Origin of the sequence: Actinomadura darangshiensis (assembly GCF_004349235.1) — a bacterium.
GTDB classification, from domain to species: domain Bacteria; phylum Actinomycetota; class Actinomycetes; order Streptosporangiales; family Streptosporangiaceae; genus Spirillospora; species Spirillospora darangshiensis.
This window is the reverse complement of sequence record NZ_SMKY01000127.1, coordinates 1-23,739: the sequence shown is the minus strand read 5'-3', so window position 1 is coordinate 23,739 and position 23,739 is coordinate 1. Positions and strand designations below refer to the sequence as shown.

At 70.6% G+C, this 23,739-nt stretch carries 21 protein-coding genes and 1 pseudogene; 13 read left to right on the top strand and 9 right to left on the bottom strand.

Annotated elements, in window-relative coordinates:
- Positions 1–417: AMP-binding protein (locus E1293_RS25245; RefSeq protein ID WP_243716524.1), on the bottom strand; the 417-nt coding region annotated here is incomplete at its 3' end.
- 220 nt (positions 418–637) lie between these two features.
- On the opposite strand from E1293_RS25245, the gene E1293_RS25240 reads away from it, so the two are divergent.
- The 5 genes from E1293_RS25240 to E1293_RS25220 all read left to right on the top strand — a co-directional run bounded on the left by E1293_RS25240 (position 638) and on the right by E1293_RS25220 (position 7,533).
- Positions 638–1,840, top strand: coding sequence for a thiolase family protein (locus E1293_RS25240; protein ID WP_132199936.1), 1,203 nt, complete (start codon positions 638–640; stop codon positions 1,838–1,840).
- The gene (locus E1293_RS25235) at positions 1,837–3,963 is read left to right on the top strand and encodes a 3-hydroxyacyl-CoA dehydrogenase NAD-binding domain-containing protein (RefSeq protein WP_243716522.1); all 2,127 of its coding nucleotides are present in this window, start codon (positions 1,837–1,839) and stop codon (positions 3,961–3,963) included. The genes E1293_RS25240 and E1293_RS25235 overlap by 4 nt, the downstream gene beginning before the upstream one ends.
- A gap of 226 nt (positions 3,964–4,189) precedes the next feature.
- On the top strand, positions 4,190–5,683 hold the full coding sequence (locus E1293_RS25230) for an amino acid permease (protein WP_132199935.1): 1,494 nt from the start codon (positions 4,190–4,192) through the stop codon (positions 5,681–5,683).
- A 54-nt stretch (positions 5,684–5,737) separates the two neighbouring features.
- A complete protein-coding gene (locus E1293_RS25225) occupies positions 5,738–7,096 on the top strand; it encodes an FAD-dependent oxidoreductase (protein ID WP_132199934.1) in 1,359 nt (452 codons plus the stop codon).
- A 149-nt stretch (positions 7,097–7,245) separates the two neighbouring features.
- Positions 7,246–7,533, top strand: a complete 288-nt coding sequence (locus tag E1293_RS25220) for a hypothetical protein (RefSeq protein WP_243716520.1) — start codon at positions 7,246–7,248, stop codon at positions 7,531–7,533.
- 29 nt (positions 7,534–7,562) lie between these two features.
- On the opposite strand, the gene dxs is transcribed toward E1293_RS25220, so the two are convergent.
- Positions 7,563–9,500: a 1-deoxy-D-xylulose-5-phosphate synthase gene (dxs, locus tag E1293_RS25215; protein WP_132199932.1), complete on the bottom strand. Its 1,938-nt coding sequence runs from the start codon at positions 9,498–9,500 to the stop codon at positions 7,563–7,565.
- Between the two features lie 196 nt (positions 9,501–9,696).
- On the opposite strand from dxs, the gene idi reads away from it, so the two are divergent.
- From idi to E1293_RS25190, 5 genes are all read left to right on the top strand, one after another.
- On the top strand, positions 9,697–10,275 hold the full coding sequence (gene idi, locus E1293_RS25210; protein ID WP_132199931.1) for an isopentenyl-diphosphate Delta-isomerase: 579 nt from the start codon (positions 9,697–9,699) through the stop codon (positions 10,273–10,275).
- A gap of 119 nt (positions 10,276–10,394) precedes the next feature.
- Entirely contained in the window at positions 10,395–11,699 is a 1,305-nt protein-coding gene (locus tag E1293_RS25205; protein ID WP_243716517.1) for an ABC transporter substrate-binding protein, read from the top strand.
- Between the two features lie 23 nt (positions 11,700–11,722).
- Complete coding sequence (locus tag E1293_RS25200; RefSeq protein WP_132199930.1) at positions 11,723–12,589, top strand: carbohydrate ABC transporter permease; 867 nt, start codon at positions 11,723–11,725, stop codon at positions 12,587–12,589.
- Positions 12,586–13,491: a carbohydrate ABC transporter permease gene (locus E1293_RS25195; RefSeq protein WP_132199929.1), complete on the top strand. Its 906-nt coding sequence runs from the start codon at positions 12,586–12,588 to the stop codon at positions 13,489–13,491. The genes E1293_RS25200 and E1293_RS25195 overlap by 4 nt, the downstream gene beginning before the upstream one ends.
- Before the next feature lie 235 nt (positions 13,492–13,726).
- Positions 13,727–14,158, top strand: a complete 432-nt coding sequence (locus E1293_RS25190) for an ASCH domain-containing protein (RefSeq protein ID WP_243716513.1) — start codon at positions 13,727–13,729, stop codon at positions 14,156–14,158.
- On the opposite strand, the pseudogene mug reads toward E1293_RS25190, so the two are convergent.
- The 4 genes and pseudogenes from mug to E1293_RS25170 form a co-directional block, all read right to left on the bottom strand.
- Positions 14,151–14,737: pseudogene (gene mug, locus E1293_RS25185) on the bottom strand (G/U mismatch-specific DNA glycosylase). The gene E1293_RS25190 and the pseudogene mug overlap by 8 nt on opposite strands.
- Entirely contained in the window at positions 14,737–15,456 is a 720-nt protein-coding gene (locus tag E1293_RS25180) for a sulfite exporter TauE/SafE family protein (protein WP_132199927.1), read from the bottom strand. Before E1293_RS25180 ends, mug begins: the two are co-directional and overlap by 1 nt.
- A gap of 76 nt (positions 15,457–15,532) precedes the next feature.
- Positions 15,533–16,471, bottom strand: coding sequence for an aldo/keto reductase (locus tag E1293_RS25175; protein WP_132199926.1), 939 nt, complete (start codon positions 16,469–16,471; stop codon positions 15,533–15,535).
- Between the two features lie 90 nt (positions 16,472–16,561).
- Complete coding sequence (locus E1293_RS25170) at positions 16,562–17,152, bottom strand: TetR/AcrR family transcriptional regulator (protein WP_132199925.1); 591 nt, start codon at positions 17,150–17,152, stop codon at positions 16,562–16,564.
- A 90-nt stretch (positions 17,153–17,242) separates the two neighbouring features.
- Between E1293_RS25170 and E1293_RS25165 the strand changes: the two genes are divergently transcribed.
- Positions 17,243–17,962 carry an SDR family oxidoreductase gene (locus E1293_RS25165; RefSeq protein ID WP_132199924.1) on the top strand — a complete coding sequence of 240 codons (720 nt, stop codon included), beginning with the start codon at positions 17,243–17,245 and terminating at the stop codon, positions 17,960–17,962.
- 52 nt (positions 17,963–18,014) lie between these two features.
- Here E1293_RS25165 and acnA read toward each other — a convergent pair whose 3' ends face one another.
- Both acnA and E1293_RS25155 read right to left on the bottom strand, forming a co-directional pair.
- A complete protein-coding gene (gene acnA, locus E1293_RS25160; protein ID WP_132199923.1) occupies positions 18,015–20,756 on the bottom strand; it encodes an aconitate hydratase AcnA in 2,742 nt (913 codons plus the stop codon).
- A 294-nt stretch (positions 20,757–21,050) separates the two neighbouring features.
- Positions 21,051–21,599, bottom strand: a complete 549-nt coding sequence (locus E1293_RS25155; protein WP_132199922.1) for a GNAT family N-acetyltransferase — start codon at positions 21,597–21,599, stop codon at positions 21,051–21,053.
- A 379-nt stretch (positions 21,600–21,978) separates the two neighbouring features.
- Between E1293_RS25155 and E1293_RS49590 the strand changes: the two genes are divergently transcribed.
- Together E1293_RS49590 and E1293_RS25145 are read left to right on the top strand one after the other, a co-directional pair.
- A complete protein-coding gene (locus tag E1293_RS49590; RefSeq protein ID WP_132199937.1) occupies positions 21,979–22,806 on the top strand; it encodes a helix-turn-helix domain-containing protein in 828 nt (275 codons plus the stop codon).
- Positions 22,793–22,975, top strand: coding sequence for a DUF397 domain-containing protein (locus E1293_RS25145; RefSeq protein ID WP_132199921.1), 183 nt, complete (start codon positions 22,793–22,795; stop codon positions 22,973–22,975). The genes E1293_RS49590 and E1293_RS25145 overlap by 14 nt, the downstream gene beginning before the upstream one ends.
- 69 nt (positions 22,976–23,044) lie before the next feature.
- On the opposite strand, the gene E1293_RS48720 is transcribed toward E1293_RS25145, so the two are convergent.
- A partial coding sequence (locus E1293_RS48720; RefSeq protein WP_207939076.1) for an HNH endonuclease signature motif containing protein occupies positions 23,045–23,739 on the bottom strand: 695 nt, incomplete at its 5' end.

Below are 23,739 nucleotides of genomic sequence, written 5' to 3'. Positions count from 1 at the left end.
GATCTGGCCCGTGCCGAAGCCGGTGTTGAGCAGCACGACCTCGGCGCCGCGCCGGGAGCAGGCGACGAGGGTGAGGGCCATGCCGCGGTGGTTGCGGCACAGGACGCCGACGCGGGGGCGGGGGCCGTGCAGGGGCAGCCCGGCGGCGAGGCGGGCGGCGCGCTCGTCGACCTCGGCGAAGGTGAGGACGCCCTCGTCGTCGATGAGCGCGGGCCGGGACGGGGAGCGGGCGGCGGACGAGGCGACGAGGCCGGCGAGAGTGGTGCCCCAGTGCCGCAGCGTGCCCATCTGCCTGACGAGCCGCCGGGGGCCGCCGCCGAACAGCAGTCCGGTGCGCAGCAGGAGCCCGGTGAGATCGCGGATATGCCCGATCCGCCGGCGCATCCCCGGCCGGTACGCGGGCCTCGCGTGCGTCACCGTGCCCTCCTCCGGTGATTTCGAGCCACGTTACCCATCAGTCACGGACCGAACAAGGGCACCCGTCCGGTCAGTGGTTACTGACGAGTAGCATTACCGGTTACCAGCGAGTAGCATCGCCGGTACGGGCGCTCGTGCCGCCATGGAAAGGCAGGGGCGGCACGAGCCCCGGCACCTTCACCGAGCTTCCTTCACGAGCCCACCGCAGGGAGGACGATCCGTGCCTCGCACCGCACGCGACGTCGTGTTCGTCGACGGCGTCCGCACGCCGTTCGGCAAGGCCGGCCCCAAGGGCCTTTACGCGCAGACGCGCGCCGACGACATGGTCGTCCGCGCGATCCGCGCGCTGATGCGCCGCAACCCGTCCCTGCCGCCCGGCCGGGTGGACGAGGTCGCGATCGCCGCCACCACCCAGACCGGCGACCAGGGCCTGACCATCGGGCGGTCCGCCGCCGTGCTGGCCGGGCTGCCGAAGAGCGTGCCCGGCTACGCCATCGACCGGATGTGCGCGGGCGCGATGACCGCCGTCACCACCTCCGGCGCCGGCATCTCGTTCGGCTCCTACGACGTCGTCATCGCGGGCGGCGTCGAGCACATGGGGCGGCACCCGATGGGCGAGGGCGTCGACCCGAACCCGCGGTTCCTCGCCGACAGGCTCGTCGACCCGTCCGCCCTGGTCATGGGGTCGACCGCCGAGAACCTGCACGACCGGTTCCCCGGCATCACCAAGGCGCGCGCGGACGCCTACGCCGTGCGCAGCCAGCAGAAGGTCGCCGACGCCTACGCCGCCGGGAAGATCCAGCCGGACCTCGTCCCGACCGCGATCCGGAGTGCCGAGAAGGGCTGGGGCCTGGCCACCGAGGACGAGCCGCCGCGTCCCGGCACGACGCTGGACGACCTCGCCAGGCTGAAGACCCCGTTCCGCGTGCACGGCAACGTGACGCCCGGGAACGCCGCGGGCCTCAACGACGGCGCCACCGCCTGCCTGCTGGCCGCCGAGGACACCGCCCGCGAGCTCGGCCTAACGCCGAAGATGCGGCTCCTCGACTTCTCGTTCGCCGGCGTGGAGCCCGAGGTGATGGGCGTCGGGCCCGTCCCGGCGACCGAGAAGCTCCTCGCCCGCAACGCGCTGACCATGGACGACATCGGCCTCATCGAGATCAACGAGGCGTTCGCCGTGCAGGTGCTCGCGTTCCTGGAGCACTTCAAGATCTCCGACGACGACGCGCGGGTGAACCCGTGGGGCGGCGCCATAGCGCTCGGCCACCCGCTGGCCTCGTCCGGCGTCCGGCTGATGAACCAGCTCGCCCGGCTGTTCGAGGAGCACACGGACGTCAGGTACGGGCTGACGACGATGTGCGTCGGCATGGGCATGGGCGGAACCGTCCTCTGGGAGAACACCAACTGGGAGGGCGCCAAGTGAACCCCGAGATCTTCGAAGACGAAGTCGTCACGCACGCCTACGTCCGCGACGTGGCACTCCCCCATGGCGCGGGCACGCTCGCGCTCATCACGCTCGACAACGGCTTCGACCACACCAAGCCCAACACGTTCGGCCCGAACGGGCTCGCCGAGCTGAACGCCGCCCTCGACGCGGTCGCCGGACGCGACGACATCGCCGCCGTCGGCGTCACCGGCAAGCCGTTCATCTTCGCCGTCGGCGCCGACCTCAAGGGGGTCCCGCTGATCCAGGAGCGCGCGGACGCGGCGGCCATCGGCAGGCTCGGCCACGACGTGTTCCGGCGCCTCGGTGAACTGGGTGTCCCGTCCTTCGCCTACTACAACGGCGCGGCGATGGGCGGCGGGGTCGAGATCGGCCTGCACTGCTCCTACCGGACGATCTCGTCCGGCGTCCCGGCGTTCGCGCTGCCCGAGGCGTTCCTCGGCCTGGTCCCCGGGTGGGGCGGGACGTACCTGCTGCCGAACCTGATCGGCGCGGAGAAGGCGCTCAAGGTCGTCATCGACAACCCCCTGGCGCAGAACCGGATGCTGAAGGGCGGGCAGGCGTACGAGCTGGGCATCGCGGACGCGATCTTCGACTCGGCCGACTTCCTGGAGGAGTCCCTCGCCTGGACGGCCCGCGTGCTGAACGGCGAGATCACCGTCCGGCGCCCGGAGGTCGACAAGGGCAAGGCGTGGGACGACGCCGTCGCGATGGCCCGCTGGAACATCGACGGCAAGCTCCACGGCGCCGCGCCGTCCTACGTGAGGGCGCTCGACCTGGTCGCGGCGGCCAAGGACCGCACCCGCGACGAGGGCTTCGCCGCCGAGGACGAGGCACTGGCAGACCTCATCATGAGCGACGAGCTGCGCGCCGGACTCTACGCGTTCGACCTCACCCAGAAGCGCGCGAAGGAGCCCGCCGGGGCGCCGGACAAGTCCCTCGCCCGCACGGTCACCAAGGTCGGCGTCGTCGGCGCGGGCCTGATGGCCTCGCAGCTCGCGCTGCTGTTCGCACGCCGCCTGGAGGTTCCGGTCGTGCTGACCGACCTCGACCAGGAGCGCCTGGACAAGGGCGTCGGCTACGCGCACGGCGAGATCGACAAGCTGCTCGGCAAGGGGCGCCTCTCCCCCGACAAGGCCAACCGGCTGAAGGCCCTCATCACCGGCTCGCTCACCAAGGAGGCGTTCGCCGACGCCGACTTCGTCATCGAGGCCGTCTTCGAGGAGATGTCGGTCAAGCAGAAGGTGTTCGCCGAGGTCGAGGAGTACGTCTCGGCCGAGTGCGTCCTCGCGACCAACACCTCGTCGCTGTCGGTCAGCGAGATGGCGTCCGCGCTCCGGCACCCCGAGCGCGTCGTCGGGTTCCACTTCTTCAACCCGGTCGCGGTGCTGCCGCTGCTGGAGATCGTCCGGGGCGAGCAGACCGGCGACGCCGCGCTCGCCACCGCGTTCGCGACGGGCAAGGCGCTGAAGAAGTCGTGCGTGCTGGTGAAGGACGCCCCGGCGTTCGTCGTCAACCGCGTCCTGCTGCGCCTGCTCGCCGAGATCGTCAAGACGGTGGACGAGGGCACGCCCATCGAGGTGGCCGAGCGCGCCGCCGCGCCCCTGGGCCTGCCGATGCCGCCGTTCGTGCTGATGGGCCTCGTCGGGCCGGCGATCGCGCTGCACGTCAACGAGACCCTGCACAGCGCGTTCCCGGCACGGTCTTCTGTGGGGGGACGACCCCCCACACCCCCCGGAACGGCACGGTTCCCGCTGTCGGACAACCTGGCGAAGATGGTCGCGGCCGGCAAGAGCGGCGTGTACCTGCCCGACTTCTCCCTCGACCCCGAGGTCGTGGAGATCTTCGGCGGCGGGACGAGCCCGTCCACCGAGGAGCAGGTCCTCGACCGGGCGCTCGCCGCGCTCGCCGACGAGATCCGCATCATGCTGGACGAGGGCGTCGTCGCGGCGGCCGAGGACATCGACCTGTGCATGATCCTCGGCGCGGGCTGGCCGTTCCACCTCGGCGGCATCACCCCGTACCTGGACAGGTCGGGCGTCGCGGAGAAGACGGCCGGCCGCCGCTTCCTGGCGCCGGGGGTCGCCTCCCTGCCCGCCTGATCCTGCCCGCCTGATCCTGCCCGCCTGACCCAGCCCGCCTGATCCCCGCCCGCAGCACCGGAAGAGGCGTTCCGAGCCGCATTCGGAACGCCTCTTTTCCGGCGTTTCCGCACGTCACGGACTCGCGCGCGTTTCGGCTGATCATAAGCCGCGCACATATGGGCATACGGCTGACGGCCCTCATGCCGCCATGCCGTACGCCCGCAGACGCGAAGGAGCGCCGAGGATGAACCTGCTGCGCACGAAGTCGGTCGAGCAGTCGATCCGGGACACCGAGGAACCGTCGCACCGGCTCCGCCGCGAGCTGTCCGCGCTCGACCTCACCGTCTTCGGCGTCGGCGTGATCATCGGGACCGGCATCTTCGTGCTGACCGGGCAGGTCGCCAAGGACAAGGCCGGCCCGGCGGTCGCCCTGTCGTTCATCCTCGCCGCGGTCGTGTGCGGGCTCGCCGCCCTGTGCTATGCCGAGTTCGCCTCGACCGTCCCGGTGGCCGGGTCGGCCTACACGTTCTCCTACGCCACGATCGGCGAGTTCCCGGCCTGGATCATCGGCTGGGACCTCATTCTGGAGATGGCGCTCGGCGCCGCGGTCGTGTCGGTCGGCTGGTCCGGCTACTTCGCCTCGCTGCTGGACGACATCGGCATCACGCTGCCGTCGGCGATCGCCGATCCGCCGGGCGAGGGCGGGACCGTCAACGTCCCCGCCATCTGCCTCGTCCTGCTGGTCACCGCGCTGCTCGTCCTCGGCGTCAAGATCTCCTCCCGGGTCAACGCGGTGGTCGTCGCGATCAAGGTGAGCGTCGTGCTGCTGGTGATCTTCGCGGGGCTGTTCTTCGTCAAGGGCGCCAACTACGACCCGTTCATCCCGCCGTCGGAGCCGACGCCGAACGTCGAGGGCCTCAAGGCACCGCTGATCCAGGAGATCTTCGGCAGCGCGCCGGTCAGCTACGGCTGGCTCGGCATCTTCGCGGCCGTCGCCATCGTCTTCTTCGCCTACATCGGGTTCGACATCGTCGCGACCGCCGCCGAGGAGGCCCGCCGCCCGCAGCGGGACCTGCCGATCGGCCTCATCGGCTCCCTCATCGTCACCGCCGTCCTGTACGCGGCCGTGTCCACCGTCGTCGCGGGCATGCAGAACTACAAGCAGCTGAGCACCGAGGCGCCCCTCGCGGACGCGTTCAAGGCCGTCCACCATCCCGCGTTCGCCACGGTCGTCAACGTCGGCGCGGTGATCGGCCTCACCACCGTCGTGATGATCCTGCTGCTCGGGCAGAGCCGCATCTTCTTCGCCATGGGCCGCGACGGCCTGATGCCGCCCTGGCTGTCGGCCGTCCACCCGCGCTTCGGCACCCCGTACCGCTCGACGATCCTGATGGGCCTGATCGTCGCGGTCCTCGCCGGGTTCATCCCGCTGTCCGAGCTCGCCGAGCTGGTCAACATCGGCACCCTGTTCGCGTTCCTCGTCGTCTCGCTCGCCGTGCTGATCCTGCGCCGCACCCGGCCGGACCTGCCGCGCTCCTTCCGCACGCCCTGGGTGCCCGTCATCCCGATCCTGTCCGTGCTCGCCTGCCTGTTCGTGATGATCAACCTGCCGATCGAGACCTGGCTGCGGTTCATCGTCTGGATGATCGTCGGCACGGTCGTCTACGCCGCCTACGGCTACCGGAACAGCCGGCTGCGGCAGCGCGGCGACGACGTCCCGGTCAAGCACAAGTCCTGACCTGGCCCGCCGTGACCGGTCTCACGGTGTCCTTTTGACCGGCGGGTGGGCACAATGACCCGCATGGCATCTCCAGCGCGCGTCGCGGTGATCGGTTCCGGCCCCGCGGGCATCTACGCCGCCGAGGCCCTGGTGAAGCAGACCGGCGGCGCCGTCCAGGTGGACGTGTTCGACCGGCTGCCGACGCCGTACGGACTGGTGCGCTACGGGGTGGCGCCCGACCACAAGTCGATCAAGTCGATCGCGCGGTACCTGCAGAAGGTGCTGGAGGAGCCGGCCGTCCGGTTCTTCGGGTGCCTGGAGCTCGGCCGCGACCTGACCCGCGCCGACCTGCTCGACTGCTACGACGCCGTCATCTACTCCACCGGCGCGATGGTCGACCGGCACATGCGGATCCCCGGCGAGGACCTGCCCGGCAGCATCGCCGCGACCGACTTCGTGAACTGGTACTGCGGGCACCCCGACGCCGCCGACCACGAGTTCGACCTGTCCGTCGAGGAGGTCGCGGTGATCGGGGTCGGGAACGTCGCCGTCGACGTCGTCCGGATCCTCGCCAGGACGGCGGGCGAGCTGCGCGAGACCGACGTCCCCGAGCAGGTCATCGAGGCGCTATCGCGCAGCCGGGTCAAGCGCGTCCACATGATCGGGCGGCGCGGGCCGGCGCAGGCGAAGTTCACCACCAAGGAGGCCCGCGAGCTGGGCGAGCTGCCCAACGCGAGCATCCACGTCAGCCCGGCGGACATGGACCTCGACCCGGCGAGCGCCGAGCTGGCCGAGAGCGACCGGCACGTCCGCGGCAACGTCAAGGTCCTGAACGCCTGGACGGGCGAGCCGGCCGCCGGCCGGGCCCGCCACATCGACGTGCGGTTCTGGCGCGCCCCCGCCGAGATCCTCGGCACGGACCGGGTCGAGGGCCTGCGGCTGGAGCGGACCCGGCTGGAGGAGTCGGGCCGCGTCACCGGCACCGGCGAGTTCGAGACGCTCCCGGTCGGCATGGTGCTGCGGTCCGTCGGCTACCAGAGCATCCCGCTGGACGGCGTCCCGTTCGACGAGCGCTCCTTCGTCGTCCCGAACGAGGGCGGCCGCATCAGCGCCCCGGGCGGCGGGTTCGTCCCCCGCGAGTACGTCGCCGGCTGGATCAAGCGCGGCCCGTCCGGCGTCGTCGGGACGAACAAGTCCGACGCCGCCGAGACCGTCCGCAACCTCCTCGAAGACCTCGCCGGGACCGGCACCGGGCCCAAGCGCACCATCGAGGAGATGCTGGAGTCGCGCGGGCTTCCGGTCGTCACCTACGACGACTGGCTCAACCTCGACGCCGCCGAGATCGAGCTCGCCCGCAGCCTCGACCGCGGCGAGCGCGTCAAGCTGGCCCGCTGGGACGCGATGACGTCCGCGTGCCGCGGCCGCGAGTGACCCGTTTTCGAAAGAAGATCCCGCCGGGAAAGTAGTGACGGACATGTGACGCGGGCGCTACGGTGCGGCGTGTGACCGGCGGTCCAGAACTGTACGGGTTCCCCCCACCCGAGACGGTCCCCGATCTTAGGTGGCTGGGCCCCGACTACGTGTCCGTACTCGTGTACGACCTGACGCAGGGGCTTCTGCGGCAGGATCCGCGCACGTCCGTCATGGGCGTGCGGTGCGAGGGCGAGCCCAGGCTCGACCCCTCGGTCGACCCGTCGGGCGTCATCCGCGCGCACGACGCCTGCTTCCCGCTGCAGGTCTACGTCCAGGACGGCAGGGGGCGCCCCTGGTGCCTGCGCGGGCGATGGACGTACTCGGGACGCGAACTGGGCACGTCCGCCGCGTCCATCACCCACTCCTGGCGGCTCCTGTCGGCCGAGGGCGTCTAGGAGCGCCGCCTGGGGACAGGGAGCGCCACCTAGGGACGCTGCTCCTGCGACTGCTCCTCCGAGGCCGCGTGCTCGTGCGCCTCCGAGGTGATGCGGGACGCGAACTCGGTGATGTCGCGCGCCAGCGCCTGCGGCGTGAGCCCGATGTCGGCGAGGATCTCCCCGCGGGACGCGTGGTCGAGGAACTCCTGCGGGATGCCGAACGTGCGGATCGGCGCGTCGACCTCGGCGTCGCGCAGCAGCCGCGCCACGGCGTCGCCGACGGCGCCGGTGCGGCCGTTGTCCTCGGCGACGGCGACGAGCGCGTGCTCGCGGGCGAGGTCGAGCAGCGCCGGGTCGAGCGGCTTCACCCAGCGGGGGTCGACGACGGTGACGCCGATGCCCTGCGCGGCGATCAGCCCGGCGGCCTCGACCGCCGGCCCCGCCATCGCGCCGGCCGCGACCAGCAGGACGCGGGTGCCGTTGGAACCGCCGTGGCGGGCCAGCACGTCCATCTCGCCGGCCTTGCCGATCGCCTCGATGTCCTCGGCCGCCGGGCCCTTCGGGTACCGGATCGCGGTCGGGCCGTCGGAGACGGCGACGCACTCGCGCAGCAGCTCGCGCAGCCGGGCGCCGTCGCGCGGGACGGCGACGCGCATGCCCGGGACGAGCTGCAGGATCGACATGTCCCACATGCCGTTGTGGCTGGGGCCGTCGTTGCCCGTCACGCCGGAGCGGTCCAACGCGAACGTGACCGGCTGCCGGTGCAGCGCCGTGTCCAGCAGGACCTGGTCGAACGCGCGGTTGAGGAACGTCGCGTACAGCGCCACGACCGGGTGCAGACCGCCCATCGCGAGGCCGGTCGCCGAGGTGACGGCGTGCTGCTCGGCGATGCCGACGTCGAAGATCCGGTCCGGGAACGCCTCGGCGAACGCGGCGAGGCCGGTCGGGTAGAGCATCGCGGCGGTGATGCCGACGACGTCGCGGCGCTCCCGCCCGATCGCGACCATCTCCTCGCCGAACACCTTCGTCCAGCCGGGGCCGGTCTTCTTGGCGACGAACTTGCCAGTGGCGGGGTCGAACGCACCGGGGCCGTGCATGCAGTCCTCGGTGTCGTTCTCGGCGGGGGCGTAGCCGCGCCCCTTGGTGGTGATGCAGTGCACGATGACCGGGCGGCCGAACCCGCGGGCGCGGCGCAGGGCCCGCTCGACGGCGTCCTCGTCGTGGCCGTCGATCGGGCCGACGTACTTCATGCCGAGGTCCTCGAACATGGCCTGCGGCTGCAGGACGTCCTTGATGCCCTTCTTGATGCCGTGCAGCGCCTCGTAGGTGAGGTTGCCGACGACCGGGGCCTTCGGCACCGTCTTCTTGATGAGGTCGAGCGCGTTCTCGTAGCCCTGGGTGACGCGCAGGTTGGCCAGGTGGGACGCGAGCCCGCCGATCGTCGGCGAGTAGGAGCGGCCGTTGTCGTTGACAACGATGATCACCGGGCGGTCGACGCCGGCGGCGATGTTGTTGAGCGCCTCCCAGCACATGCCGCCGGTCAGCGCGCCGTCACCGACCATCGCGACCACCGCGCGGTCGCTCTCGCCGCGCAGCTGGAACGCCTTGGCGAACCCGTCGGCGTAGGAGAGGACCGTTGAGGCGTGCGAGTTCTCGATGACGTCGTGCTCGGACTCGGCGCGGCTCGGGTAGCCGGACAGCCCGCCGCGCTTCTTCAGCAGTTCGAAGTCGTGCCGGCCGGTGAGCATCTTGTGCACGTAGGCCTGGTGCCCCGTGTCGAAGAGGATCTTGTCGTGCGGCGAGTCGAACACGCGGTGCAGCGCGATCGTCAGCTCGACAACGCCCAGGTTGGGGCCCAGATGCCCGCCGGTCTTGGCGACCGCCTGGACGAGGAACTCGCGGATCTCCTCCGCGAGCCGAGACAGCTGAGCGGCGTCCAGTCGTTTGAGGTCGTCGGGACCCGTGATCGACTCCAGCAAGCTCACTCTTTTCAACTCCTCCATCGGGGACCGGGTCTCCCCTGCCGCGGGTCCCCTGCCTCGGGCCGTTCCGAGTTTAATCCCGGTTCGCCCACGACGCGCCGAACGCCACCCTCCTCGCGGGTGTGAAAAGACTGACTCCGCCGGGAGGGGCGCGTGTGAAAAGACGGCCCCCGCCGGGGGGATGGGGTAGGAAATGAGCATGGGCGTCGAAGAGATTGTGCTGCTCAACGCGGACGACGAGGCTGTCGGGACCGCGCCGAAGAGCGACAGCCACCATAGGGACACGCCGTACCACCTGGCCTTCTCATGCTATGTGGCGGACACGGAGGGTCGCATCCTGATCACCCAGCGCGCCCTGGGCAAGCGGACGTTCCCCGGCGTCTGGACGGGCAGCTGCTGCGGGCATCCCGGCCCCGGCGAGAAGCTCCGCGACGCCGTCCTGCGGCGCCTTCGCGACGAGCTGGGCATGCCGGAGGCGTCCCTCACGTCCGTCCTGCCCCGGTTCCAGTACCGGGCCGTCGCCGAGGACGGCACCGTCGAGCACGAGCGCTGCCCGGTGGTGCGCGCCGTCGTCCCGGCCGGCGGGAACGTCCAGGCGAACCCCGCCGAGGTCGAGCACGCCGAGTGGTGGACGTGGGAGCGCTGCCTGGAACTGGCCGGACGGCCCGAGTCGTCGCCGTGGTACCGGCTCCAGCTGGCCGAGCTCGCGCCCCTCGGCGCGCCGCTGGAGTGGCCGGACGCCGGGCGGTCCGGGCTGCCGCCCGCGCTCGGCTGGTAGCGCCGGCCGGCCGGGCACCGGTCCCGCATCACCGAAAGATCACTATTCGCCGTCCGGTGTTGACCGCCGCGTCCGTCCGAGCGGACGCTTGGTCCGCGGGGTTATGGAAGGGACGGACGATGCGAGTACGTGTTCCCCGGCGTCGCTGGACGGTCTTCGCGGCCGTGGCGATGACCGGTGCCCTCGCCATGTCGGGGTGCGGCGGAGACGGCGACAAGGGCTCGAACGACAAATCCGAGGTCGAGGTCTTCTCGTGGTGGACCGGCCCCGGTGAGGCGGACGGGCTCGCCGCGCTGCAGGCCGACTTCGAGAAGAAGAATCCCGGCACCAAGTTCGTCAACGCGGCCATCGCCGGCGGATCGGGCACGCAGGCCCAGGCCGTCCTGGCGAGCCGGCTGCAGAACCGCAAGCCGCCGGACTCGTTCCAGGGCCACGCGGGCGCCGAGCTGCTCGACTACATCAAGGCCGGGCAGATCGAGCCGCTCGACGACTTCTACGACAAGAACAACCTGAAGTCGGTGTACCCGCAGCAGCTCCTCGACCAGATCAGCTACAAGGGGCACATCTACTCGGTGCCGGTCGACATCCACCGGTCGAACGTGCTCTGGTACAACCCGGACATCCTCAAGGACGCCGGCGTCTCCGGGCCGCCCAAGTCGATCGCCGAGTTCATCACCGCGCTGAAGGCCGTCAAGGACAAGACGAAGAAGGTCCCGCTGTCGCTCGGCGCGCAGTGGACGGCCGACCACCTGCTGGAGAACGTTCTGCTCGGCGACCTCGGCACGGACGGCTACAACGCGCTGTGGAAGCCGGGCGCCGACTGGGGCAGCCCGGCGGTGACCAAGGCGCTGGGCGACTACGCCGAGATCATGAAGTACACGACGCTGGAGGCCGCGTCCACCGACTGGCAGGGCGCCGCGAAGGCCGTCGTGGACGACAAGGCCGCCTTCAACATCATGGGCGACTGGGCGTACGGGTACTTCACCGGAACCGCCCCCAACGGCCTCGGCAAGAAGCTCGACACCGACTTCAAGTACGCGCCGTCCCCCGGCACCGACGGCACCTACATGTGGCTGTCGGACAGCTTCACCCTGCCCAAGGGCGCACCGCACCGCGGCGGCGCCGAGGCATGGCTGAAGGAGGTGTCCAGCAAGGAGGGCCAGGACCTCTTCAACCCGAAGAAGGGTTCCGTCCCCGCCCGCAAGGACGCCGACAAGAGCCTCTACAAGGGCTACCTCCAGTACGCGTTCGAGCAGTGGAACAAGCCCGACATCAAGCTGGCGGGCTCGTTCTGGCACGGCGTCAACGCCAGTAAGAAGCAGCACACCGACATCGACACGGCGGTGGGCCTCTTCCTGCAGAACAAGGACGTCGGCAAGCTGCAGCAGGGACTGGTGAGCGCGGCCAAGAACAGCGGCCAGTGAAGTTTCGCCGTATACGGAAGTGGTTGCCAGGACTGCTGCTGGTCTCGCCATCCATCGTCGCGATCGGACTGTTCGTCTACGGGCTCATCTTCTGGAACACGCGGGTCGCGCTGAGCGGCAAGCACGACGAGGTCACCGAGTACGGGTTCGACAAGGGCAAGAACTTCGTCGACCTGTGGGACCAGCCCAGCTGGCCCGGCGCGGTGAAGCACGCACTGCTGTTCACGGCGGTGTTCGTCCTCGGCGCGCTGCTGCTCGGCGCGTTCCTGGCGTTCCTGATGGACAAGGGCATCCGGGGTGAGGCGTCGTTCCGCGTCATCTACCTGTTCCCGATGGCGGTGTCGTTCATCGCCAGCGGCGTGGTGTGGCGCTGGCTGATGAACCCGGCGCCGCCGCAGCGCGCGGTCGGCTTCAACCAGCTGTTCGACAAGCTGCATCTCGGCGGGCTGGGGAACAGCTGGTGGCAGGATCCGGACTGGGGGATGGCCGCGATGGCCCTCCCCGCCATCTGGCAGATGTCCGGATATGTCATGGCCTTGTACCTGGCCGGGTTCCGCAGCGTCCCCGAGGACCTGCGGGAGGCGGCCCGGGTGGACGGCGCGTCGGAGTGGAAGGTGTACCGCTACGTCGTGTTCCCGCAGCTCCGCCCGGTCACGCTGTCCGCGCTGATCATCCTCGGGCACATCTCGCTGAAGGTGTTCGACCTGATCATGGCCATCGCGGGCAAGCAGATCATCACCTACGTCCCGGCCGTCGCCACCTATGTCGAGATCTTCGACCGGCACGACCCGGCGAACGGCGCCACCATCGCCACGTACATGCTGGTCGCGGTGGCCGTGCTGGTGATCCCCTACCTGGTCTGGTCGGTACGTTCGGAGCGGACGCGATGACGAGTGCGGAGGCGCCCGCGGCGCCGATGTGGCGCAGGCTGCGCCGGCGCGGCGGCCCCAAGGCGAGCGCGCCGGGCGGTTCGTCCGGCCCCTGGCGGTACGTGAAGCTGGCGATCCTGCTGGCGTTCGTGCTGCTGTTCCTGATCCCCGTGTACGTCCTGGTGGTCACGAGCTTCAAGCCGCTGGACGAGGCCGACCCGAGCAGCGCCTGGAGCCTGCCGGGCAGCTGGAGCACGTCCGGCTGGAGCGCGGCGTGGGACACGCTGAAACCCGGCCTGGAGAACAGCGTCAAGATCGCTGTCTCCGGGTCGGTGATCTCGGCCGTGCTCGGCTCGCTGAACGGCTTCGTGCTGTCCAAGTGGCGGTTCCCGGGCGCGGACGTCGTCTTCACCCTGTTCCTGTTCGGCATGTTCATCCCGTACCAGGCGGTCATGATCCCGCTGGCCGGGCTGCTGACCGACATGGAGCTGGTCGGGACGATCCGCGGCCTGGTCCTCGCGCACGTCGTGTACGGGATCCCGATCTGCACGCTGATCTTCCGGAACTACTACGTCACGATCCCGAACGAGCTGATCGAGGCGTCCCGCGTCGACGGCGCCGGGATGCTGCGCACGTACTGGTCGGTCGTCCTGCCCGTGTCGGCGCCCGCGTTCGCGGTGACGCTGATCTGGCAGTTCACCTCGATGTGGAACGACTTCCTGTTCGCGGTGTTCCTCGGCGCCCCCGACAGCTGGCCGGTCACGGTGATGCTGAACAACACGGCGGGGTCGGGCGCGGTGGCCGTCCAATACAACCAGCAGATGGCCTCGGCGCTGCTGGCGTCGCTGCCGACGCTCCTCGTCTACCTGCTGCTCGGACGGTTCTTCATGCGCGGGCTGATGGCCGGCGCGCTGAAAGGTTGAAAGTCACACGAACACGTCAACCGCACATCGTCCTCGGGCGTCACATTGGTGATCAGAGGAGTCCCATGTGGGGATTACGGCCCGGCAGCCGTCCCATGTCGGACAACGACCCGTTCGCCTGGTCCGTTGGCAATTCCTGCGGGATGCGCCTAGCCTCTCGGGCATCGTCGCCCGGCCCCCAGCGGCCGCGGCGGCAACGGACCAGGCGACCACTGGAGGTGACCGCGTGCAGGCGATGAGTGTTCAGCAGCCCTGGGCGTTCGCGATCGCGCGTGGTGGGAAGTCGGTCGGCAACCAGAGCACGCCGACCGCCTACCGCGGCCCGCTGCTCATCCACGCCTCCATGCGCGTCGACCTGAAGGCGTGCGACTCCCCGCTCATCCGCTCGGCCGGCTGGGACCCCCGCGACCCCCTCGCGACGATCGGCGCCGTCATCGCCGTGGCCGACCTCGACCACGTCTGCTCCGCCGCCGTCCGCGACGCGTCCTGCGACTGCGGTCCGTGGGCCGCGCGGGGGTCCCACCACTGGCACCTGACCGGTGTGCGGGCCCTCCCCCGACCCATCGTGGCGATCGGCCGCACCGACCTCTGGCAGCCGGCCCCCGGCCTGGTCAACGAGGTGAACACGATGTTCGCCACGGCCGCCGCGCTCGGCAACGTCACCTGAGCGCCTCGGCGGCCGCGCGGAGGCGGGCGAACTCGGCGGCGATGCGGTCGAGCGACCAGCTCGCGTTGAGGCCGGACGGGTTGGGAAGCACCCAGAGCCTGGCCGGGCCGAACGTCTCGTCCTGCGGGCCTATCCGGGTGCGGGGACGGCCGAACGCGGTGCGGTAGGCGGTGACGCCGGCCACGGCGAGGTAGACCGGACGGTGCCGGTCGACCAGGGCCGCCAGGCGGCGTCCGCCCTCGCGGAGTTCCGATTCGGTGAGCTCGTCGGCGCGGGCGGTGGTGCGGTGCGCCAGGTTGGTGATGCCGAGGCCGTAGCCGGGCAGGAGGTCCTGCTCGGACGGGTCCAGGAGGCGGTCGGTGAAGCCCGAGCGGTGCAGCGCGGGCCAGAAGCGGTTGCCGGGGCGGGCGAAGTGGCGGCCGGTCGCGCCCGAGTAGAGGCCGGGGTTGATGCCGCTGAACAGGACGCGGAGCGTCCCGCCGTCCGGCGGCAGGATGTCGGGGATGGGCGGTCACGGGCGGCCTCAAGATCGGCCTTGCTGGGACGCGGCTTGCTGGTGCGGGGCTGGGCGGGACGCATCAGATCAGGTTACGGACGATCAGCATGAGCGCGGACGCGCCGACGACGACGAGGAGCGCCACGCGGAGGCGGCCGGCGTCCAGGTAGCGGCGCAGCGGCCCGGCGGCGAGGAAGCCGGCGAGGACGAACGGGATGAGCTCCAGACCCGCGACGACCTGCCGCCCGGGGAGGCGTCCGGCGGCGGCGAGCGTGCCGAGGGACAGCAGTGCCCCCGCGATGAAGAAGACCGCCAGGGTGGCGCGGACGCGGGGGCCGCTCTCGCGCTGGTAGAGCAGCGCCATCGGCGGGCCGCCGATGCCGGACGCGGTGGACGTGGCGCCGGAGATGGCGCCGGCCGCGGCGAGCGTGCGGCGGTTGCGCGGCACCTCCCGGCTCCACGTCGTGAGGGCGAGCGCGGCGAGGACGACGACTCCGATCACGATGCCGAGGACGCGGCCGGGGGCGGCCGCGACCAGCCACGCGCCGAGCGGCGTCCCGGCGACCCGGCCGCCGAACGCCCAGCCGAGCCCGCGCAGCTCGGCGTGCCGCACCTCCTGGGCGAGCGTCGCGAACGGCAGGACGAGCGCGACGGTGAGGATCGCCCCCGGCATCAGCGACGGGAACAGCATCGTGACGATCGGCGTCGCGACGAGCCCGACGCCGAGGCCGACGCTGCCCTGCACGATCGCGCCGGCCAGCGCGGCCAGCCCGCCCACCAGGAGGAACTCAAGATGCGGCACGTTCGGTGACGCTACATCCCGACTTATCCGATCTGCGATCTCCCCATCGCGTCTCCGCCCGTCACGTCTCCTCCCGTCACGCCGACGCCTCGGTGAGGCGCTTGAGCTGGTCGTCGGTCAGGGTCGTCCGGGCGATCTCGATGAGCGGCGGGAGCTGGGCGAGGGTCCGGGCGCTCGCGATGGGCGCGGCCACGGTCGGCTGGGCGGCGAGCCAGGCGAGCGCGACGGTCGCGACGGGGGCGTCCTGCTCCTCGGCGACGATGTCGAGCGCGGCGAGGACGCCGCGTCCGCGGTCGGTCTCCAGGTGCTTGCCGGCGCGGCCCGCGCGGGCGCTGTCCACCTCGGCCCCGGGACGGTACTTGCCGGTGAGGAACCCGGACGCGAGACCGTAGTACGGGACGGCGGCCAGCCCGTGCCGTTCGGCGAGGTCGCGGCGCGGCCCCTCGTAGGTGTCCCGGGAGACGAGGTTGTAGTGCGGCTGGATGGCGACGTAGCGGGCCGTGCCCTCGCGCTCGCTGAACTCCAGGGATGCCTGGAGGCGGTCCGGTTCGATGTTGGAGACCGCGATCTCGCGCACCTTGCCGGCGGCGACCAGCTCGTCCAGCGCCGTCATGATCTCCTCGACGGGGACGTCCGGGGCGTCGAAGTGCGTGTAGTAGAGGTCGATGCGGTCGGTGCGGAGCCGGCGCAGCGAGTCGTCTGCGGCGGCCCTGATGTTCGGCGCCGACAGTCCCGGGCGGCCGGGGTGCCTGCCGACCTTGGTCGCGACGACGAGGGCGTCCCGGTTGCCGCGGGACTCCATCCACTCGCCGATGATCGTCTCGGACTCGCCGCCGCTGTTGCCGGGCGCGGACGCCATGTAGGAGTCGGCGGTGTCGACGAAGTCGCCGCCGGCCCCGGCGTAGGCGTCCAGGATCTCGAACGAGCGCTCCCTGCCCGCGGTCCAGCCGAAGACGTTGCCGCCCAGGCAGAGCGGGAAGACGTCCAGGTCGCCGATCTTCTTCGTGTCAGCCATGCAGTGATCCAATCAAAGGGTTCCAGGCGGCCATTCCCGCCGCCGATCGGATGATTCCTGGCACGGGCGCCTGTGCCGGGCGGTCGGGCACTAGCCGCGGGCCTGGCCGGCCAGCGAGCCGGCGAGTGCGGTCGCCTCCGCTTCGCCGAGCCGCGCGTGCCCGTTCAGGATGCGGATCCACAGCACGCCGTAGGCCTGGTCGACGATGAGGTCGAGGTCGGCGCCGGACGCGATCTCGCCGCGGTCGCGCGCGCGCTCCAGCAGGCCGCGCAGGACCCGGCGCCGCGAGGCGAGGAAGTCGCGCATGGGTTCGCGGGCGTGCGGGTCGCGCTGCGCCTCGGCCATCGTGTGCCGCAGGGCGGACGCGGTGTGCGGGTTCCCGGCGGCGCGGAACGTCGCGCGGAGGAACGCCTCAAGGTCGGCCCGCAGCGAGCCGGTGTCGGGGACGGGGATGTCGGCGCCCGCGCGGCCGGCCAGCGCCTCCAGCAGCACGGCGCCCTTGGACGGCCACCAGCGGTAGATCGTCTGCTTCCCGACGCCCGCGGCCGCCGCGATCGTGTCGATCGTCACGGGGCCGTCGCCGGCGCTGCCGAGCAGTTCGACGGCGACGTCCAGGATCGCCTGGCGCGCGGCCTCGTTGCGGCGCCGCCCCGTGTGCGGGCGGTGCGTGTCGCCGGTCATGGGCCGAGCATACCGGTTGACGAAACCGTCGGTCTCGACACAGTATTGACGAGACAGAAAGTCTCGACAACTCCAACAAGGGGGCGCACCATGACGCTGAACGGGCGGAAGGTCCTGGTCTGCGGTGGAACCTCGGGCATCGGCGCGGCCACCGCCGCGCTGTTCGCCGAGCAGGGCGCCGACGTCGTCGTCACCGGACGTGACGACGACCGCCTCGCCAAGGCCGCCGCGAACGGCCGCACGGCACGCCGCATGGACGCGGCCTCGGAGGACGAGGTGGCCGCGTTCTTCGCCGAGGACGCGACCTATGACCACCTCGTCCTGGCCTTGAGCGGCGGGTCCGGCGCCGGCCCCATCGCCACGCTCGACCTGGCCGACCTGCGGGCCGGGTTCGAGGCGAAGTTCTGGCTGCACCTGCGGCTCGTCCAGGCGGCACTCCCCCGGCTGGCGGCGGACGGCTCGGTCACCTTCATCACCGCGTCGTCGGCGCGCGCCGCGCTGCCCGGCACGTCCGGCCTCGCGGCCATCAACGGCGCGCTTGAGGCGATGGTGCGCCCGCTCGCCACGGAACTGGCGCCGCTGCGCGTCAACGCCGTCTCCCCCGGCGTCATCGAGACCCCGTGGTGGGACGGCATGTCCGCCGGGCAGCGCGCCGCGATGTTCGCCGAGCACGCCGCCGCGCTGCCGGTCGGGCGCGTGGGCCGTCCCGAGGACGTGGCTCAGGCCGTCCTGCTGACGGCGGCGAACGGGTTCGTCACCGGCAGCGTCGTCGAATGCAACGGCGGCCTGACCCTGCCCACCGGCCGCTGAGACGCGAAGAACGGGCCGCCTTCGCCAGGCGGCCCGTTCTTCGTGTCACGACCTACTTGCGGATCAGGTTGCGGAGGACGAACTGGAGGATGCCGCCGTTGCGGTAGTAGTCCGCCTCGCCCGGGGTGTCGATGCGGACGGTGGCGGTGAACTCCTTGCCGGCTCCGTCCGCGGCCGGATCCGTCGCCTTGACGGTGACCTCGTCCGGCACGCCGCCCTCGTTCAGCGCGGTGACGCCGGTGACGTCGAACGTCTCGGTGCCCGTCAGGCCGAGCGACTCGGCGGACTCGCCGTCCTTGAACTGCAGCGGCAGGACGCCGAGGCCGATCAGGTTCGAGCGGTGGATGCGCTCGTAGGACTGCGCGATGACGGCGCGGACGCCGAGCAGCGCGGTGCCCTTGGCCGCCCAGTCGCGGGACGACCCGGAGCCGTACTCCTTGCCCGCGATGACGACGAGCGGGGTGCCCTGCGCGGCGTAGTTCTGCGCGGCGTCGTAGATGAACGCCTGCGGCGAGCCGTCCTGGGTGAAGTCGCGGGTGTAGCCGCCCTCGACGTCGTCCAGGAGCTGGTTGCGGAGCCGGATGTTGGCGAACGTCCCGCGGATCATGACCTCGTGGTTGCCGCGCCGCGAGCCGTAGGAGTTGAAGTCCCGGATCTCGACGCCGTTGTCCTGGAGGTACTGGGCGGCGGGCGTGCCCGCCTTGATGGACCCGGCCGGGGAGATGTGGTCGGTGGTGACCGAGTCGCCCAGCTTCGCCAGCACCCGGGCGCCGTGGATGTCGGCGACCGGCTCCGGCTCGGCGCCCATGCCGTCGAAGTACGGGGCCTTGCGGACGTAGGTGGACGCGGCGTCCCACTCGAAGAGGTTCCCGGTCGGGATGTCGAGGCCGGTCCAGCGCTCGTCGCCCTTGAAGACGTCGGCGTAGCTCTCCGCGAACATCTCCTGCCCGATGGACGACTCGACGATCGAGGCGACCTCCTCGGGCGCCGGCCAGATGTCGCTCAGGCGGACCGGGCCGTCGGCGCCCTCGGCGATCGGGTCGTTGAGGATGTCGATGTCCATCGTCCCGGCGAGCGCGTAGGCGATGACCAGCGGCGGCGACGCCAGGTAGTTCATCTTCACGTCGGGGCTGATGCGGCCCTCGAAGTTGCGGTTGCCGGACAGCACCGCGGTGACCGCCAGGTCGTTGTCGTTGACGGCCGCGGAGATCTCCGGCTGCAGCGGCCCGGTGTTGCCGATGCAGGTCGTGCAGCCGTACCCGACGAGGTTGAAGCCGATCTTGTCGAGGTACGGGGTGAGGCCGGCGCGCTCCAGGTAGTCGGTGACGACCTGGGACCCGGGCGCGAGCGACGTCTTCACCCACGGCTTGCGGGTGAGGCCCTTCTCCACCGCGTTCCTGGCCAGCAGCGCCGCGCCGATCATCACGTACGGGTTGGACGTGTTGGTGCAGGAGGTGATGGCCGCGACGGCGACGTGCCCGTGGTCCAGCACGAACTCCGTCCCGTCGTCCAGCGTGACGGGGACCCGGTTGTGCGGACGGTCGCCGTTGGCGAGGAGGTGCTCGGCGGGGGCGTCGGAGGCGGGGAAGCTCTCGATGCCCGCCTGGTCCCCGTCCTTGACGTAGTTCTGGATGTCGCGGCGCCAGATGTGCTTGGCCTCCGACAGGGCGATGCGGTCCTGCGGGCGCTTCGGGCCGGCCAGCGACGGGACGACCGTCGCGAGGTCGAGCTCCATGTACTCGGAGAACTCCGGCTCCACCGACGGGTCGAGCCACATCCCCTGCGCCTTGGCGTAGCCTTCGACGAGCGCGACCTGCTCCTCGCTGCGCCCGGTCAGCCGCAGGTACTTCAGCGTCTCGTCGTCGACCGGGAAGATGGCGCAGGTGGAGCCGAACTCGGGGCTCATGTTGCCGATCGTGGCGCGGTTCGCCAGCGGCAGCGCGTGCACGCCCTCGCCGTAGAACTCGACGAACTTGCCGACGACCCCGTGCTCACGGAGCATCTCCGTGATGGTCAGCACCAGGTCGGTCGCCGTGGTCCCGGCGGGCAGCTCGCCGGTCAGCTTGAAGCCGACCACCCGCGGGATGAGCATCGAGATCGGCTGCCCGAGCATCGCGGCCTCCGCCTCGATGCCGCCGACGCCCCACCCCAGCACGCCGATGCCGTTCTCCATCGTCGTGTGCGAGTCGGTGCCCACACACGTGTCCGGATATGCCACACCATCGCGGTCGAAGACCACCCGGGCCAGATGCTCGATGTTCACCTGGTGGACGATGCCGGTGCCGGGCGGCACGACCTTGAACTCGTCGAACGCCGTCTGCCCCCACCGCAGGAACTGGTACCGCTCCCGGTTGCGCTCGTACTCGCGCTGCACGTTGCGCTCGAACGCCTCCGGCGAGCCGAAGTAGTCGACGATCACCGAGTGGTCGATCACCATCTCGGCCGGCGCCAGCGGGTTGATCTTGGACGGGTCGCCGCCCAGGTCCCGGACGGCCTCGCGCATCGTCGCGAGGTCCACCACGCACGGCACGCCGGTGAAGTCCTGCATGATCACCCGGGCGGGGGTGAACTGGATCTCCTTGCTCGGCTGCGCCTGCGAGTCCCACTGCGCGAGCGCGCGGATGTGGCCGGCGGTGACGTTCGCGCCGTCCTCGGTGCGCAGCAGGTTCTCCAGCAGCACCTTCAGGCTGTACGGGAGTCGGGCCGAGCCCTCGACGGCGTCCAGCCGGTAGATGTCGTACGACCTGTCGCCAACCTGCAGCTTGTCACGGCTGCCGAAGCTGTTCGCGGACACGGACTCCTCCTCCGTCGCCACCGCGCGTCCGGTCCGGGACATGAGCGCGCGGCGCTCGTCTTGATCTTCAGTGTGACCGCCCCGGGGCCGTCGCGGGGCGGCGCGCGGCGGGGCGGATGCTCGTCTTTCCTTGATCCTGCCCTAGTCGGCCTCCCGACCGGGAATCAGGTCCGCCTAACTTCCGCACGTTTTCTCTCGACGTCAAGCTATCTTCAATTTATCTCGACATCAAGTTACTTGCACCCCCCGTCCGACGGCGCCCGCCGGAGACGCCCGCGCCGGGCCGCCGGCACCTCACACCTCGGGAAGAGTCGGATCGGGTGTCCAGGGGGTTGGTGCGGTGAGGGCCCAGCGTTCATGGTCCCGCCAGGCGCCGTTGATGTAGAGGTAGGCGGGCGAAAGTCCCTCGTAGTGGAAGCCCACACGCTGGACCAATGCCAGCGATGCCTTGTTCGCCGGCTGGATGTTGGCCTCCAGCCGGTGGAGCCGGAGGTCATCGAAGGCGTACTGCTTGGCGACGGCGAGCCCTTCGGTCATGTATCCGCGCCGCGCGGTTGAGACGAAGGCGGCATAGCCGATGGACGCGCCCTGGTAGCGGCCACGGATGATCGAGTTGATGTTGATCATGCCGGCCGCGGCACCGGTCTCCCGGACACGGATGAGAAAGCCCCGGTTGGCGCCGTCCTCGAAGCGGCTCATCCAGGCCCGGAACCCTGGCGCGGTCGCAGGCAGTTGCATCCACGGTTGATGCAGCTCGGCGCTGGCCCGCACGAGCGAGCAGAACTCATCCTGGTCGGCGAGGGTGAGCGGGCACAGTTCGACCCGAGACGGCATTTCGGACATGGAACAACGTTAAAGCCTGCGCGCGCAGCCGATGTACGCGGACGACCACCACCGATATGCGGCATGCGGATCTCTGCAACCCGCTGGGACCGGTTCAGTGCCGGACCTTTGCCCAGGTGACCTACCCTCCCTCGTTGAGGGGACGGACACCCCAATCCTGGACGAGTCCGGCCATGAGCAGCAGCCCCGGCCGAGGTGGCAGCGTGGTCCTCGGGGCGGGCGTCGTGCTCGTCGCGGAACACCCGTACGACGATCGGGCCCGCACCGTGCCGGTAGGCGTTGGCGACCAACTCGCTGACCACGAGCCGGCCCATGTAGTCGTCCTCGATCCCCACTCGGCGAAGCACTCCGCCAGGAACCGCCGCGCGAGGCGAGGTGCCTGCTCCGTGGGATCGAGGACGAGCGTCGGAACCTCTGGGGCGATGGTCAATCCCTACGCCCCCAGGCCATCTGGGGCCGCGAGCTGCGGCACCACCGCGCTCGGGCCGGGCTCACACAGGCCGAACTCGCCGAACGGATCGACTTCTCCGAGTCGCTGATCTCCGGCGCGGAGACGGGCCAGGTTCCGGCGTCCGTCCCGTTCACGACGGCGTGCGTCCGGGAACTCGACACGGGCGGGGCCCGCCGCTTCCCCAGCGGGTTCGCCGAGTATCTGGAGGTCAAGCGAAAGACGAAGATGATCCGCTGGTACGAGGGACTGTGCATCCCCGGCACCCTCCAGACTCCCGACTACGCCCGCGAACTCCTCCGAGCGGGCCGCCCCGGCGACACGGTCGAGGAGATCGAGCCACTCGTCGAGTCTCGTATGGAGCGGAGGACGTTCCTTGCCGAGGCGAACGCGCCGAAGCTATGGGCGGTCGTGGACGAGACGGTCCTACGACGTCCGGTCGGAAGCGCCAAGATCATGCAAGCCCAACTCGCTTACCTGCTGGAATCGACAGAACACCCGAAGATCACGCTTCAGGCGCTGCCATTCGACACCGGGGCTCACGCTGGGCTCACGTGTTCCTTCATCCTGTTGACTCTCGCTGACGGAGTGACCGTGGCTTGCGCTGAAGATCTGACCGGTGGCCGGTTCATCGAGCGTCCAGAAGACCTGAGCCACTGGGGCGCATGCTATGAGTCGATCAAGTCGTCAGCGTTGTCGGTGAAGCAGTCGGCTGAACTCATTCGCCGCATCTTGGGAGAAGATCATGGCTGTGAGTAGGGCGGCTTGGCGTAAGTCGTCACGCAGTTCGGGCAATGGTGGCGCGTGCGTAGAGGTCGCCGGGCTCTTCGAGGGCATCGGCGTTCGGGACAGCAGGGACCCGGACGGGCCGAAGCTGGTCGTGAGCCGCGACGCCTTCGCGGCCCTGATGGCGAACCTGAAGCGCTGATTCCCCGGACGGCACAGGCGCCCCGGCCCCGATTGGGTCCGGGCTCTGTTGTCGGTCGGAGGTCGGGGGTCACTGGCGGTCGGGGCGGATGATGTGCCAGGCGCCGGATGGTGTGACCCAGATGAGCAGGCCGGGCCAGATTTGGAAGAGATGCCAGTCGGAACGCTGCTTGAGCCTGTGGTGGCGTCTGCAAAGAGGGGCCAGGTTGCAGCGGCAGGTGATGCCGGGTCGCCATGGGACGGTGTGGTCGAGGTCGCATCGGTGTGAGGGCTGGTTGCAGGTGGGGAACACGCAGGTCGCGTGCCGGGCCGCGACCTCTTGACGCATCTTGGCGGGCGGGCGGTAGCCGGGGCGTCCGTGGGTGTGGGCGTCGCCTTGGCAGGCCATGTCACGGGCGCCGGATAGCTGACGGTGGATGCGTTGCGCGGCCCGTCCGACAGCGATGCGCCTGTCTTGGGGACGGGCCTCTCCGCGCGCCTGCGTCAGCAACTCATCAGCAATGTCCGCGAGCGAGGCGACCTCCGCGTCAGCACCGACCCGGCCGTTCGAGTAGCTGGTATCGCTACAGACGTGGTGCCCGACTCCGCCACCGTCGCAACGGTCCCCGCCCGGCTCGGCGCGGCCGGTCGAGACCACCCCGACGCCGATGGCCGCGCTACCAGTGGCCGCGATACCGGTCTCATGGAGGACGGCGGCGGGGGCGGGGACACCGGCGACACCAGAGGGGGCAGGGGTGACGCACGTCTGGGCGAGGAGGGCGCGGG

Excerpts from the sequence above, each read along its gene's own strand:
- E1293_RS25175 (WP_132199926.1), bottom strand. The coding sequence starts at position 16,471 with ATGGCTGACACGAAGAAGATCGGCGACCTGGACGTCTTCCCGCTCTGC.
- E1293_RS25225 (WP_132199934.1), top strand. The coding sequence starts at position 5,738 with ATGACCCGCATGGCATCTCCAGCGCGCGTCGCGGTGATCGGTTCCGGC.
- E1293_RS25170 (WP_132199925.1), bottom strand. The coding sequence starts at position 17,152 with ATGACCGGCGACACGCACCGCCCGCACACGGGGCGGCGCCGCAACGAG.
- E1293_RS25195 (WP_132199929.1), top strand. The coding sequence starts at position 12,586 with ATGACGAGTGCGGAGGCGCCCGCGGCGCCGATGTGGCGCAGGCTGCGC.
- E1293_RS25190 (WP_243716513.1), top strand. The coding sequence starts at position 13,727 with ATGAGTGTTCAGCAGCCCTGGGCGTTCGCGATCGCGCGTGGTGGGAAG.
- E1293_RS25230 (WP_132199935.1), top strand. The coding sequence starts at position 4,190 with ATGAACCTGCTGCGCACGAAGTCGGTCGAGCAGTCGATCCGGGACACC.
- E1293_RS25145 (WP_132199921.1), top strand. The coding sequence starts at position 22,793 with ATGGCTGTGAGTAGGGCGGCTTGGCGTAAGTCGTCACGCAGTTCGGGC.
- E1293_RS25165 (WP_132199924.1), top strand. The coding sequence starts at position 17,243 with ATGACGCTGAACGGGCGGAAGGTCCTGGTCTGCGGTGGAACCTCGGGC.
- idi (WP_132199931.1), top strand. The coding sequence starts at position 9,697 with ATGGGCGTCGAAGAGATTGTGCTGCTCAACGCGGACGACGAGGCTGTC.
- E1293_RS25155 (WP_132199922.1), bottom strand. The coding sequence starts at position 21,599 with ATGTCCGAAATGCCGTCTCGGGTCGAACTGTGCCCGCTCACCCTCGCC.
- E1293_RS25205 (WP_243716517.1), top strand. The coding sequence starts at position 10,395 with ATGCGAGTACGTGTTCCCCGGCGTCGCTGGACGGTCTTCGCGGCCGTG.